Source organism: Streptomyces sp. NBC_00435, assembly GCF_036014235.1.
Lineage (GTDB): Bacteria > Actinomycetota > Actinomycetes > Streptomycetales > Streptomycetaceae > Streptomyces.
Genome location: NZ_CP107924.1, coordinates 7,716,377 through 7,729,362, shown reverse-complemented (window position 1 = coordinate 7,729,362; position 12,986 = coordinate 7,716,377). Strand labels below are relative to the sequence as shown.

The window sequence follows — 12,986 nt, the reverse complement described above, 5'->3', positions numbered from 1 at the left end:
GGGCGGTCCCGCCGCCGACCGCATCGAGGGGACCGGGGTGGACTACCGGGCCCTGGCCATGCCCTTCCTCATGGAGAACTTCCTCAACCAGGCCGAAGCCATCCGGACGCAGGGCGTGTTCTCCACGGCGAACGCCGCGGACCGCCCGCTCGCCGTCGTCGCCACCCGCGACATGGCCGCCGCACAGAACGACGGCATCTACGACGCCGAGCAGAGCGCCCTGAGCGCGCCCGCACCCACCGGCTTCCGCCAGTGGTGCCAGGACGTGCTCAAGCCCGCGGTCCTGGCCTGACCGGCGGCGTCGTCACGTAGAGGAAGAGGAATACCAGCGGCACCCGTGAGGTTGTCCGCCGTTGTCGATCAACGAGGAGGCCCCATGCCCACGATCCTTCGTCCCCGCGCGCTGCGCCCCGGTGATCTCGTGGTCGTCACCGCGCCGTCCGGGCAGCTCGAGCCCGGCGAGGAACCACTGCTCGCCCGCGGTGTGGCCGTACTGGAGCGGATGGGTTTCCGGGTGCGGGTCAGCCCGATGATCGACCCGGCGAGGAACCGCTGGTGGGCGTCAGGCACCCCGCAGGAGCAGGCGGCCGAGCTCAACGCCCTGCTCCGGGACCCCCAGGTGCGGGCCGTGGTCGCGCACACCGGCGGCCAGACGACCATCGGCTATCTCGACCTGATCGATCTGGACGCGATCCGCGCCGACCCTAAACCCATCCTCGGGTACAGCGACATCTCGCTGCTGCACATGGCGTTGCACGCCGCGACCGGCCTCGTCGGTCTCCACGCCGACATCGCCACCCACGGTTTCGGCGGCGACTGGTACACCCTGGGGGACGAGGCCCGCCGGTCCGAACTCGTGGACCTGTACACCCGGGTGCTCACCAAGGCCGAGGCGCCGGGCGCGCTCCCCGCGGCGGGCACCTGGGAGACGTGGCGGCCCGGCCGTGCGCAGGGGCCGCTGGTCGGCGGCCTGCTGAACCGTCTGGTCCTTCTGCAGGCGACGCCGTTCGCGCTGCCCGCCGACCGGTTCGACGGCGCCCTCCTGTTCTGGGAGGAAGTGCAGCGACCGGTCCAGCGCATCTGGGGCGACCTGCACGCGCTGCGGCTGTCGGGCGTGCTGGACCGGATCGCGGGCATGGTGATCGGCATCCCCAGCGAGGTCACGCCGTACGGGGACGGCGTGAACCGGGCCGATCTGCGTGACGTGGTCCTCGACGTCCTGGCGCGGCGCGAGCTCCCGGTCCTCGCCCAGGTCGACTTCGGCCACACCTCGCCGAACCTCCCGCTGCCCCTGGGCGTCCGCGCGGACCTGGACGCGGACGCCCGCACCCTGTCCCTGCTCGAGCCGGCGGTCGTGGAAGGCTGAGGGAGCCTCAGCCCGGCGCGTCCTGCCGGGCCACTACGGTGAAGAGCGCCCCGTCGGCGTCGGCCAGGGTGATGGAGCGGCTGACGCCGGAGGCCGCGACCGGGGAGGCCGCCCGCCCGCCGAGCCGGTTGGCCTCCTCGACGGCCTCCTCCAGGTCGGGCACCGAGAAGTGGACGTGCCAGCGCGGCCGGACCTGCGGGTCGGGGTCCTCCTCGAGGGCTCCGGCGCTGATGCGGGCGACGCTGTCACGGCCGTGTCGCAGGACGACGCGGTCGTATTCGTAGGAGACGGTGCAGCAGCCGGGCCGCCGCCCGGCCCAGCCGAGGACCTCACCGTAGAAGATGGCCGCGGCGAACGCGTCGCGGGTCCGCAGTTCCAGCCAGGCCGGCGCACCCTCCCGGCCCACCGTCCAGTCGGGAATGACCTCACCCTCCCAGAACCCGAAGGCGGCCCCCGCGGGGTCCGCGGCCAGGCCGGCGCGCCCGGTACCGAAGGCGAGGGGGCCGACCGCCATCGTCGCGCCGCGTTCCTTGATCCGCGCCGCCGTGAGGTCGGCGTCCTCGACGGCGAAGTAGGGCGTCCAGGCGACCGGCAGGCCCAGGCGCCCGGCCATTGCGCCGATGCCCGCCACGGGAGCGCCGTCCCGGAAGCCGACCGAGAAGCCCTCCCCGAAGCTCGTACGGCGGAATTCCCAGCCCAGCACGGCCGCGTAGAACCGCTCGGCGGCAGCGAGGTCCCTGGCCATGAGGCTCACCCAGCACGGCGCGCCGAACACCTCGTGACTCGACGTCGACACGGTCACCCACCTCATCCATGAGAGTGCGGACGGGCATGACTACCCGCGTCCATTGTGGGGAGATGCCCGAGCGACGGCGACCGCGGCGGCGATCCCGGCCGGGCCGGGGCCGCACGGGGTTGGCTCCCGGCTGCCGGGGTAACCGCTCGGTGACACACCCGGACGCTTCCGGAGGCGGACCCATGATCCAGGTATCGATACCGCTGATCCCCGCGGACGACGGCACACTGCTGATCCCCGCGGATCACGTCACCACCCTGTTGCGCCGCCTCGCGGTCGACTGGACGGAATCGATGGGCATCGGGGACATCCACGCCGACGAGCGGACCGTCCGAGACCTGTCCGGCGTGCTGACCGAGGTCGCCGATCAGATCGACGTCGAATGCATCGCGTTCGCGTCCGTCCCGGATCCGTAGAACGGCCCCTTGCCCACCGCGGTCCGCTCCCGCATGAGCCGCTCCTCGACGAGCCGGCGGAATCCGCCGAGGTCGCCCGCGGGCGTGGAGCCCGCCCCGTCGGCCGGAAGCGCGGCCATCGAGGCCATGAGGCGCGTCGGCTGGCTTCCCCAGCCCGCCACGAGGACCCGCAGCCCGAGTTCTTCCGCGCGCCGGTGGAGCGCGAGGAACAGCAGCAGCCCGGCCGAGTCCACGAAGGTGACGCGGTGGACGTCCAGCAGGACGGTCGACGTCTCGGGCGGGACCGCGTGCAGGGCGGTACGGAGCGCGTGCTCCGCGGTGACGTCCAGTTCGCCCGTCACGCAGACCAGCACGGTCGATCCACGGTGTTCGACCACCGTCTCGCACGAGGTCCTCACGGTGCGGTGTCCTTCCAGGTAGCCACGGCCCACCCCCGCCCACCCTTGCGGCCCGGGGTGAGGACATCGTGCGCCGCCCGCTCCCGCTTGTCCCGGGACACGCCGGACCGCGGGCACCCGGACGGCGCCGCGGTCAGCGGGCGGCCGGGGTTCCGGCTACCGGGCCGGCCAGACGTCGATGGACCACACGTCGCCCATCTGATGGCCGTCCGGATCCGGGTCGCCCGACCCGTAGGGATCGGGGTCCGCGATCACGTGGACGCGGGCCACCGACCCCGGCACGCGGTAGCGGTGGATGTCGCCCGACGCGTCGTCGACCTCGAGCGCGTGGCCCAGAGCCAGGACGGCGTCCCGCAGCTCCGCGTACGGGACACGGGGCGCGAAGACCCCGTACGTCCGCAGCAGCGGTGACGGCACGGTGTTCGGCGACTGGTCGTGAAGCAGCCGATGGATCTTCACGCCGAAGCCGAAGCAGGACATCCGTCCCCGCTCGTCCGGTGCGAAACCGGCTTCCACCAGACCGTGGTCCCGGCGCAGGAGGCCCTGATCGGGCACATCGAGGAAATCCGCCCCCGCGGCGGCCTCCCAGCCGTCGGGGCCGACGCCGATCCCCGCCCCGAGCACGTCACAGCGGGTGGCGACGTGTGCGTAGAAATCCACAGCGGACACCCGCGGGCCTCCCTCGATCGTGCCTGGCGGCAATCCGAACGATAACGGCACCTCGGCCGGTACCGATCCGGCCCCCGGGGACTGGGACGCGGTGTCCGCCCGCTGCGGCCACCATGCGGGTCGCCACCTGTCCGCCCGCCCTCGTGGACCCGGCGGGCGGCACGTGCACCTACGTCAACGCGGGCCACCTGCCTCCCGCGCTGATCCGCCCCGCCGGAGGCACCCTCCTGCTCCCGGGTTTCCCCCCGGACCGCCGCTGGGCACCGGCCCCGGCGGCCACCTGGCCCTGACCCGGACCGTCGGCGCCGGCTCAGTGCTGGTCCTCGTGGCCCGGGTGCGCCGCGGCTGACCGCTGCGGACCCGGGCCACCCGAGGCGAAGGGCCCCGGTGCCGCCGGGACGTACGGGGGGTGCGAAGGAGACCATCGGCGCTGTTCCGGCCCGCCCGGCGGCTGTCGAATGGAAGCAGGAACGCGCAACACCGGGAGGCCGCCGTGTCCGAGGAGAAGAAGGGGTTCTGCACCCTCTGCAAATCGCGCTGCGGCGCGATCTTCACCATCGAGAACGGCCGGCTCACCGGGGTGCGCCCGGACCCCGGCCATCCGACCGGCACCGCGATGTGTCCCAAGGGGCGCTCCGCACCCGAGATCGCGCACAGTACGCGCCGGCTGACCACCCCGCTGCGCCGGACCAACCCCAAGTCGGACCCGGATCCGGGCTGGGTTCCGGTCTCGTGGGACGAGGCGATGGGCGAGATCGCCGAGAGGATCGCAACGATCGCCGGGGAGACCGGACCCGAGTCGGTGGCCTTCGCGGTGGCCACTCCTTCGGGGACCATGGTCTCGGACGCCACCGAGTGGATCGAGCGCTTCGTACGCCGCTTCGGCAGCCCGAACACCGTGTACAGCGCGGAGCTCTGCAACTGGCACAAGGACTTCGCGCACGCCTTCACCTTCGGCTCGCCGCTCCCTCCGCCCGACTACGCGAACGCCGGGCTCGCCCTGCTGTGGGGCTTCAACCCGGCCAAGACCTGGCTCGCCCAGTCCGCCGCCCTGTCCGCCGCGCAGGCCGCGGGCACGAAACTCGCCGTCGTCGACCCGCGCCGCTCCACCAGCGCCCTGCGGGCCGACCACTGGCTGCGCGTCCGGCCCGGTACCGACGCCGCGCTCGCCCTGGGACTGGCCAACCTGCTCATCACCGAAGGGGGCTACGACGAGGCCTTCGTCCGCACCTGGACCAACGGCCCGCTCCTGGTCCGCGCCGACACCGGGCGATTCCTGCGCGCGGACGAACTCCCGGGCACGGTCCCGGACACGCTCCCGGACGACCTTGCCTGTGAGCTCCCCGGCCAGGCCCCCTGCGAGGTCGGGAACCCGGGCCCCGCGGGCTTCGCCGTCTTCGACGACGCGACCGGCCGGGCCGAGCCGTACGACACCACCCGGGCCGCCGACCGCCCCGAGCGCTTCGCACTGCGCGGGATCCGGCGGATCACTCTCCGGGACGGCACGGTCATCGACTGCGTACCGGCCTTCGAGCGGTACGCCGCCGCCTGCGCGGCCTGGGCCCCGGACCGCGTCGCGGCCACGACATGGATACCCGAGCGGGAGATCCGCGCCCTCGCCGCGGAGATCGCCGCCGCGCCCTCGGTCTCGTACTACGGCTGGACCGGAGTCGGGCAGAGCACGAACGCCGCCCAGACCGAACGGGCCCTGGCCACCCTCTACGCGCTGACCGGCTCCTACGACACGCCTGGTGGCAACCACGTGGTCCCGGCCCCGCACTACAACCCGGCCGCGAACTTCGCCCAGTTCGCTCCCGAACAGCGTGCCAAGGCCCTCGGCCTCGACAAGCACCCACTGGGTCCGCCCGCCTTCGGCTACATCAACGCCGGTGACCTGTGCACCGCCGTGGAGACGGGCCGCCCCTACCCCGTCCGCGCCCTGATCGGTTTCGGCTCCAACCTGGTCGTCTCCCAGCCCGGATCGGACCGCACCGCGCGGGCGCTGCGCTCACTCGACTTCCAGGTCCACCTCGACCTCTTCCACAATCCGACCAGCACGAGCGCCGACATCGTGCTCCCGGTCAACAGCGCCTACGAGCACGAAGCGCTGCGCTTCGGCTTCGAGGTGAGCCACCGCGCCCAGGAACAGGTCCAGCTACGGCCCCGCATGGTCGAGCCCCAGGGCGAGTCCCGCAGCGACACCGAGTTCGTCTTCGACCTCGCCTGCCGCCTCGGCATGGGCGGGGAGTTCTTCTACGGGGACATCGAGGCCGCCTGGAACTGGCAGCTCGAACCCCTGGGCCTGACCACCGAGGAGCTGCGTCGCCGGCCGGGCGGTGTCCGGGTGCCCCGCGAGCAGGTCCACCGCAAGTACGCCGTCCCCGTGCCCGGCGCCGCGGACGCGGTGGCCGGCTTCGCCACGCCCACGCGCCGCGTCGAGCTGTACTCCGAGCGGCTGCTGGAGCACGGCTACCCGGCGGTGCCCGAGCACCACGATCCCGCTCCCACCGAGGCCTCGTACCCCCTCGTGCTGACCTGCGCCAAACACGGGTACTTCGTCCACAGCCAGCAGCGCTCCCTGACCTCGCTGCGCCGCCGGGCCACCGATCCCTGCGTGGACCTGCACCCCGCCACCGCCGCCGCCCAAGGCATCGGCGAGGGCGAGTGGGTCGACGTGGCCACGCGCCTCGGCTCCATCCGGCTGCGCGCCCGCTTCGACGACTCCCTGCATCCCTCGGTGGCCGTCGGAGAGTACGGCTGGTGGCAGGACGCCACCGACCTCGCCCTTCCGGGAGCCGATCCGACCGGTCCCACGGGCAGCAACTTCAACCGGCTCGTCGACCACACCACCACCGACCCCCTCAGCGGATCCGTGCCGCTGCGCTCCGCCGCCTGCCGGATCTCCCCCGCGCCCCGCGACGGCGCCTGGGCCGGGACCCGCCCCTTCACGGTCACGGCCCTCACCGACGTGGGACCCGGTGTCCGCGGGCTGCGCCTCGCGCCCGAGGACGGCGGAGCCCTGCCCGACTACCGGCCCGGCCAGCACCTGACCGTCCGCGCCGAGGCCCCGGACGGCACCGTCCAGGATCCGGCGGACGGCCGCAGCTATTCCCTGACCGGACCCGGCGTCCTGGCCGGCCGCACCGGCTACGAGCTGGCCGTGCGCCGGGTCCCCGGCGGCGCCTTCTCCACCCGCGTCCACGACCGGCTCCGGGTCGGCGACCGGCTCCACCTCGCCAACCCGGGAGGCGTGTTCGCCGTCCCCACGCACACCGACCGGCCCGTCGTGCTGCTCGCCGGCGGCATCGGCATCACCCCGTTCCTCAGCTACCTCGAAACCCTCGCGGCCACGGGCGGTACGGTCCCCGAAGTCGTCCTGCACTACGGCAACGGCAACGCGGCCGACCACCCCTTCGCGGACCGTCTGCGCGAACTGGCCGCCCGCGTTCCGGCCCTGACGGTCGTCGACCACTACGCCGCCCCCGGAGCCGGGGACGTACGGGGCCGCGACTACGACCGCGCCGGGTTCATCACCGTCGACGACATCGACCCCGGGCTCTTCGACCGCCGCGCCCGTTTCTACATGTGCGGCCCGGAGCCCATGCTCGACGCCCTCACCCGCGCCCTGACCGCCCGCGGCGTTCCCCGCTTCGAGGTGTTCAGCGAGAAGTTCCGGGCGGCCCGGCAGGAGGTGACCGTTCCCGACGGCGCCGAGTACACGGTCACCTTCGCCCGTACCGGACGCAGTACCACCTGGCGCAAGAACGACGGCCCCCTCCTCGCCGTCGGTGAGGCCGCGGGCGTCCGCATGCCGAGCGGCTGCCGGCTGGGCCAGTGCGAGAGCTGTGCCTGCACCGTGCTCAAGGGCACGGCGGCCCACCTCGTGACCCCGTCCGAGGACCTCCCCGACACCGACGTCCTCACCTGCCAGTCCGTCCCCACGTCGGACCTGGTCCTCGACCTCTGATCAGCCGGCGGCGGGGCCGTGGCGGGCCAATTCCCCGGAATTGGCCGTGCCGTGGTGGTCCGTCCTGCCTGCAGTCCCGTCCCGTCGGCCCGGAGCCGGGCCGGCCGGACCACACAGAGGCGAGAGATGCAGCAGGACCCCACCAACAGCACCGGCACCGGCACTCCCGTGTCCCAGTTCTCCTACGTCCGCTTCGGCGAGCGTCCGCTGCGACGGCTGCGACGGCTGCCGCAACTGTTCACGGGCCTCGCCCTGTACGGATCAGCCTCTCGCTGATGGTCCGGGCCGCACTGGGGCTGAACCCGTGGAGCGTCCTCAACGACGGCCTGTCCATCGCCGTCTACGTCGGCGCGCGCCTCGGGCCCGGTCCCCGGGACGGCCTGATGACCGGGGCGGCCGCCCTCACCGGACGCTCCATCCGGTCGGTCCGCACGCTGATCGAGATCACCGTGCTCCTCGTGGGCTGGGCACTCGGCGGGACCGTCGGCGTCGGTACCGTGCTGTACGCGCTCGCCGTCGGCCCGGTCACCCAGTTCCTCATGCCCCGCTTCGTCTACAACAGCTCCGTCCCTTCCTTCTCCTCCATCCCCTCCAGGCTGTCCATGAAGGAGCTGACGGAGAACACCGCGCGCCCCGGGCCGGCCGGACCGTAGCCGGGCGGGGAGCTCAGGCCGAATTCCTCCAGCGTCGCCCGGTAGGTCTCCAGCAGGTGGACGTGGTACTCCAGCGGCGCGCCCAGTGGATTGGCCTTGCCCAGCGGTGTCGTCGGTTCCGGGCACCAGGTGGTGAAACGCGGTACGACGCCGTGCGACATGAAGAAGCGCAGGCCCTCGGCGGTCGATTCGATCGCCTCGCTCACCTTGGTGAACCCGAAGGGCTCGGCCATCTCGATGCCGGCCACGAAGTTGGGGATCACGTTGCGCGGGCCGAAGACCTCGGTGGAGTCCAGGATCCTGCGGTGCCACTCGTCGCGGCCGACGTAGCGCTCCTTGCCCGGGCAGTGGAGCTGGAAGAGCCGCCGGTCCCACACCTCGAAGTTCGGGTGGTAGATCTTGATGCCGTAGTCGTGGAAACGCTGCACCGCGTCGCGGGGCAGTGCCTGGGCCACGACCTTGCCGGTCCAGCGGCCGGGGAAGCGTTCCTCGATGGCCTTCGCGTAGTGACCGTAGAAATCGGCCTCGTCGCGGCCTGCGACCTGTGAGGTGATCGAGCCGCCCGTCAGGGTGTAGGCGCGGGAGATTCCCGCCGTGTCGTACCGGTCGATGATCTCCAGCGCCTCCAGGACCTCCTCGACCGGCTTGACGCCCGTATAGGGGCGGCCGGCCGCCTTGTGCTGGCGCCAGTTGTGGTTGATGTCGCAGAACTGGCACTCCTCCTTGGCGCCGAAGTACTGGCACACCCGAAAGACCGTCAGGTAGATGAGGTAGCCCCACTGGATGGTCGGCGCCACCTCCATGACGGACTTGCCGTTGGACAGCGTGTGCCGGTAGTACTCCGGCATCGGCGGCAGGCCGACGTCCGCGATCCGTACGCCGTCCAGGTACAGGCCGAGCGCGCCGTCCTCACCGCCGCGCACGACGTACGGGGAGTCCGGATTGACCCGTACGGACACGACGGTGCGGCGCAGTTCGTACGGGCCGCCCGTCAGCACGATCTCCTCGGGGGGCCGGTTGAGGGCGGCGGCGCCGAGCTCCGGGAGCGTGCGGTGGTCGAAGGAGAAGATGAAGTACGACTTGGGCTTCACGTCGCCCGAGGCCCCGTCGGCGGTTCCGCTGAGCGCGGACTCGTCGAAGGCCATGCCGCCGCGCAGGAGGTCCTCCTTGATCACCGCTTCCCGCGGCACGTGCGGGAAGCGGCCCATGAGGCCCTCGACCAGCGCGGTACGGCTCGGACTCTCCATCTGCGGCTCCATTCCAGAATCCTCCTCGCGGGGCGCTCGGCAACACGCGCCCCACTCGTCGCGCCGACGCGGGCCGGCTCGCACGGATCACTGTAATGACGGTGTCGCGCGGTGGTGAATCCGGGCCGTTGGCCACGGCGGCCGCGGCGAGGCGGCCCGCCGCCCGCTGCCGCACCGGGGCGTGCGGGCGGACTGTTTCGCGAGTGCTGCGGGGGCATGAACATGCTGTGCGGTGTGGCCCGGGGAGCTGGTTCAGCGCCGAAACCACCGGCTAGCGTCGCTGCTGGAACCGTTCTGGTGAGCCACCGCCATACGGAGCACGGCCCGGGCCACCACAACTGGCTGTCGCCGCGTCAGCTGACCGCGCAGTCCATCGCCTTCCCGCCTCGCCGTCGCGTCCTCACCGTCTCATCCTCCCCTTCTCGATCTCTCCTCGCTCTAGGACTCCCATGCCGTTCTCCCTGCCCGCGGGCGGGCGCTTCGCCGCGCTCACCCTCGCCGTCGCGCTGAGCGCCTTCGCCACCACGGCCACCAGTGTCCACGCCGACACCACGGCGTACGGTCCGCTGCCCCCTCGCAACCCCGCGACCGCGAGCAACGGCACCGCCGGGATGCACGGCGACAGCGCCTCCAGCGACACCACGCCTTATCCGGGCCCCGGAACCGGGAAGATCTCCTACTCCCGCACCGCGCTGGCATCCGCCTGCCCGACCATCGTCGTCGGCGCCGACGGCTACGTGGTCACGCTGTGCACCACCATCTTCGGGCAGACCCCGACCGCGCACCTGATCGATCCCGCGAACGGGGCCGACCTGGCCTCCCTCGCCCTGCCCAAGGGCAGCCTGTTCGGGGGCGTCTACTCCTACCTCGACAACAACGACCGCCTGGTCGCCGTCGACGGCAACAGCAACCTGGTCCGCATAGGTCACCACCGCGGCGGTTCCGGCTGGACCCTGACAGTCGACCGGTCCACCCCGCTCGCGGGCGCCGTCCCCGCCGGCGACAACATCGTGGGCCTGGCCCCCGCCTGGAACGGCAAGGTCTGGTTCGCCACCACCGGCGGCGTGATCGGCACCGCGGACACGGACACCGGCGCGGTGCGGACCGTCGCCACCGGCGAGGGTGTGCAGAACAGCATCTCCACCGTTCCGGGCCACACGGCGGTCGCCACCGATCACGCCCTCTACCTCCTGTCCGAGGCGCCCGACGGCACTCCCGTCATCGACTGGCGCGCCCCGTACGACCGCGGACCGGCCCGCAAGCCCGGCCAGCTCAGCTGGGGCACCGGCGCCACCCCGAGCTTCTTCGGGCCGCGCGACGGGACGGAGTACGTCACGATCACCGACAACGCCGCCCCGCACGAGAACCTCCTCGTCTACCGGGTGGACGCAGGACCGACTCCGATCTGCGCCACTCCGGTGCTCACCCAGTACTCCAACAGCGGTACCGAGGACGCCGTCATCGCCTCCGGTCGCAGTGTGTTCGTCACCAACACCTACGGATACCCCTACCCGGCCCTGCCCGAGGGTGCCCCGGCGAGCCAGCCGGCCTCCGCGAACTTCGACGGCGGCCTCAGCCGGGTCGACGTCAACGCGGAGGGGACGGGCTGCGACCTGGTGTGGAACAGCTCCGTGAAGTCCGCGGCCCTGCCCCGGCTCTCAGTGGCCGACGGCAGGATCTACACCGTCTCGGTCACCGGGCCGACGGGCAGCGCCGGGCTCAACACCTTCGCCTCGTACCACCACTCGGTGCTCGACCCGGCCACGGGCGCGCAGCTCACCAGCTCGTTCCTGGGCATCGGCCTGGTCTACAACCCGCTGCAGATGACCGGCACCACCGGCCCGGACGGCACCCTCTACCAGGGCACGGAGACCGGCGTCGTCAGGATCACCAAGGGCTGAGGCCCAGCCGTCAGGCGGGGTGCTCCGGCGCCCCGCCCGCTGCCGGATGGCCTTCGTGGGAGTGGCTGGGGGGCGAGTCCAGGGTTCCGCCGAGCAGGCTCTGGGCGGGGGCCAGGGAGCCGGGTGAGGGGGCCGTGACGATCCAGCGGTCCCCCACCAGGTAGGTACCGCCGTACTGGCGGGACTCCGCGAGCCAGGCGCCGCGGCCCTCGGTGGTGCTGAAGGTGGCCAGCCGGAAGGCTTCCGTGCCCACCGTGCAGGCCCCCTCGCGCACTTCCTGCGCGTCGACGGTGACCTCGGGGCTGCAGCCGAGGGCGGCCGCGATGCGGTCCAGCGGCTCGGGGACGGGGGGCGGGGAGGTGCCCGCCGCTCCCCCGCCGGCCGGGCCCGCCGGGTTGCCCGGGTTTCCCCCGCAGGCTCCGCAGAGGAGGGAGGCGAGCAGGGCGATCACGCAGGGCGCCAAGTGGCGGGCGCCGGGCACGGACGCCGACCCCTTGCCCTTGTCTCCGGTGTGCCGCACGGCCGGTCAGCCCGCCGCCGGGATCTTCTTGCCCGCGTCGTTCACCGCGAACCACAGGCCTTGTTTGCCGTGCCCGTTCGTCTGTCCGGGCGCGGTGTCGCCGGTGAAGAGGTAGACCGGCCAGCAGTCGATCGTCAATTGCTTCGTACCGTCGGGACGTTCCACCGAACCGACCAGTCCGGCGGAAATTCCGACGGCCTTTTCCTTTTCCACCGGAGCAGCGGGTTTCCAGGTGTTGAGGCAGGCATCCAGGCAACCGAATTTCATCGGCCACGCACTGTCCTTGTTGAATCGGTAGAGCGTGCGCCCCTGGCCGTCCACCAGGATCTTCCCGAGCTTCGCGTCGTCCGCCACCGAGAGACCGGCGGCGGCCTTCTCGCCCCCGGCCTCCTTCGCTCCGTCCGCCGCCTTCGCTCCGTCCGCCGCCTTCTTGCCGTCCGCCGCCTTCCCGCCGTCGGCCCCCAGCGCGTGCCAGGTGCCGCCGACGCCCTCACCCTTCGCCTCTCCGGGCCGGACGTCCTTCGCGTACCGGTACACGGGCCAGCCGGCGAGCGTGAGCTGTCGGGTGCCGTCGGCCCTGTCGACCGCGCCCAGCTGCCCGGCATCGATGCCGGCCGAGGCCTCGGCGTCGTCCGCCGGTACCGGCGGCCAGAGGGTGGCGCAAGCGCCCTCACAGTTCGACCGGGGCGGTTTGGCCGTGTCCTTGTCGAACCGGTAGAGGGCGCTTCCCGCTCCGTCCGTGACCACGCCGCCGATCCCGGAGATCTCCCGGACCGCCAGCCGGCCCGCCGGGGCGGAGTCCGCGTCGCCGGGAGCCGCGGATGCGTCCCCGGATCCCGATCCCGATCCGTACCCGGAGCCGGAGCCGGAGGCGTCGTCGTAGCCGTCTCCCAGGTGCTGCTGCGCCGCGGCCGGCCGTACGGCCGTCGCCGTACCGGTGGTGCCCGCGCCGCTGCCGCATCCCGACGCGAGCAGAAGTACGGTCATCACCGATCCGGCGGCGGCAGCGGTCGTCCGGTTCCTGTTGGCCATGGTTCTCTCCTTCGGTTCCTG

At 72.5% G+C, this 12,986-nt stretch carries 12 protein-coding genes and 1 pseudogene; 7 read left to right on the top strand and 6 right to left on the bottom strand.

Annotated features, from left to right (window positions below):
* Positions 1-37 precede the first annotated feature (37 nt).
* Entirely contained in the window at positions 38-292 is a 255-nt protein-coding gene (locus OG389_RS34835; protein ID WP_328303104.1) for a hypothetical protein, read from the top strand.
* Positions 293-376: 84 nt separating this feature from the next.
* Complete coding sequence (locus OG389_RS34830; RefSeq protein ID WP_328303102.1) at positions 377-1,366, top strand: S66 peptidase family protein; 990 nt, start codon at positions 377-379, stop codon at positions 1,364-1,366.
* Positions 1,367-1,373: 7 nt separating this feature from the next.
* On the opposite strand, the gene OG389_RS34825 is transcribed toward OG389_RS34830, so the two are convergent.
* Positions 1,374-2,111 carry a VOC family protein gene (locus OG389_RS34825; RefSeq protein WP_328304328.1) on the bottom strand — a complete coding sequence of 246 codons (738 nt, stop codon included), beginning with the start codon at positions 2,109-2,111 and terminating at the stop codon, positions 1,374-1,376.
* Positions 2,112-2,344: 233 nt separating this feature from the next.
* Between OG389_RS34825 and OG389_RS34820 the strand changes: the two genes are divergently transcribed.
* Positions 2,345-2,578, top strand: coding sequence for a DUF6213 family protein (locus tag OG389_RS34820; RefSeq protein WP_328303100.1), 234 nt, complete (start codon positions 2,345-2,347; stop codon positions 2,576-2,578).
* Here OG389_RS34820 and OG389_RS34815 read toward each other — a convergent pair.
* Both OG389_RS34815 and OG389_RS34810 read right to left on the bottom strand, forming a co-directional pair.
* Entirely contained in the window at positions 2,530-2,976 is a 447-nt protein-coding gene (locus OG389_RS34815) for an STAS domain-containing protein (RefSeq protein ID WP_328303098.1), read from the bottom strand. The genes OG389_RS34820 and OG389_RS34815 overlap by 49 nt on opposite strands.
* A gap of 156 nt (positions 2,977-3,132) precedes the next feature.
* Positions 3,133-3,645 carry a hypothetical protein gene (locus OG389_RS34810; protein ID WP_328303096.1) on the bottom strand — a complete coding sequence of 171 codons (513 nt, stop codon included), beginning with the start codon at positions 3,643-3,645 and terminating at the stop codon, positions 3,133-3,135.
* A 113-nt stretch (positions 3,646-3,758) separates the two neighbouring features.
* On the opposite strand from OG389_RS34810, the gene OG389_RS34805 reads away from it, so the two are divergent.
* From OG389_RS34805 to OG389_RS34790, 3 genes and pseudogenes are all read left to right on the top strand, one after another.
* On the top strand, positions 3,759-3,935 hold the full coding sequence (locus OG389_RS34805; RefSeq protein ID WP_328303094.1) for a SpoIIE family protein phosphatase: 177 nt from the start codon (positions 3,759-3,761) through the stop codon (positions 3,933-3,935).
* A 203-nt stretch (positions 3,936-4,138) separates the two neighbouring features.
* Positions 4,139-7,612 (top strand): molybdopterin-dependent oxidoreductase, encoded by a 3,474-nt coding sequence (locus OG389_RS34800; protein ID WP_328303092.1) that lies wholly within the window; start codon positions 4,139-4,141, stop codon positions 7,610-7,612.
* A gap of 126 nt (positions 7,613-7,738) precedes the next feature.
* Positions 7,739-8,265: pseudogene (locus OG389_RS34790) on the top strand (YczE/YyaS/YitT family protein).
* Here OG389_RS34790 and OG389_RS34785 read toward each other — a convergent pair.
* Positions 8,166-9,512: a radical SAM protein gene (locus OG389_RS34785; RefSeq protein ID WP_328303086.1), complete on the bottom strand. Its 1,347-nt coding sequence runs from the start codon at positions 9,510-9,512 to the stop codon at positions 8,166-8,168. The pseudogene OG389_RS34790 and the gene OG389_RS34785 sit on opposite strands and share 100 nt — an antisense overlap.
* 449 nt (positions 9,513-9,961) lie before the next feature.
* Between OG389_RS34785 and OG389_RS34780 the strand changes: the two genes are divergently transcribed.
* Positions 9,962-11,413, top strand: a complete 1,452-nt coding sequence (locus OG389_RS34780) for a hypothetical protein (protein WP_328303084.1) — start codon at positions 9,962-9,964, stop codon at positions 11,411-11,413.
* 10 nt (positions 11,414-11,423) lie between these two features.
* On the opposite strand, the gene OG389_RS34775 is transcribed toward OG389_RS34780, so the two are convergent.
* Together OG389_RS34775 and OG389_RS34770 are read right to left on the bottom strand one after the other, a co-directional pair.
* Positions 11,424-11,933 carry a hypothetical protein gene (locus OG389_RS34775; protein ID WP_328303083.1) on the bottom strand — a complete coding sequence of 170 codons (510 nt, stop codon included), beginning with the start codon at positions 11,931-11,933 and terminating at the stop codon, positions 11,424-11,426.
* Between the two features lie 6 nt (positions 11,934-11,939).
* Positions 11,940-12,965: an SCO0930 family lipoprotein gene (locus OG389_RS34770; RefSeq protein WP_328303081.1), complete on the bottom strand. Its 1,026-nt coding sequence runs from the start codon at positions 12,963-12,965 to the stop codon at positions 11,940-11,942.
* Positions 12,966-12,986: the final 21 nt, after the last annotated feature.

Excerpts from the sequence above, each read along its gene's own strand:
- OG389_RS34830 (WP_328303102.1), top strand. The coding sequence starts at position 377 with ATGCCCACGATCCTTCGTCCCCGCGCGCTGCGCCCCGGTGATCTCGTG.
- OG389_RS34825 (WP_328304328.1), bottom strand. The coding sequence starts at position 2,111 with ATGGCCAGGGACCTCGCTGCCGCCGAGCGGTTCTACGCGGCCGTGCTG.
- OG389_RS34820 (WP_328303100.1), top strand. The coding sequence starts at position 2,345 with ATGATCCAGGTATCGATACCGCTGATCCCCGCGGACGACGGCACACTG.
- OG389_RS34805 (WP_328303094.1), top strand. The coding sequence starts at position 3,759 with ATGCGGGTCGCCACCTGTCCGCCCGCCCTCGTGGACCCGGCGGGCGGC.
- OG389_RS34785 (WP_328303086.1), bottom strand. The coding sequence starts at position 9,512 with ATGGAGAGTCCGAGCCGTACCGCGCTGGTCGAGGGCCTCATGGGCCGC.
- OG389_RS34780 (WP_328303084.1), top strand. The coding sequence starts at position 9,962 with ATGCCGTTCTCCCTGCCCGCGGGCGGGCGCTTCGCCGCGCTCACCCTC.
- OG389_RS34770 (WP_328303081.1), bottom strand. The coding sequence starts at position 12,965 with ATGGCCAACAGGAACCGGACGACCGCTGCCGCCGCCGGATCGGTGATG.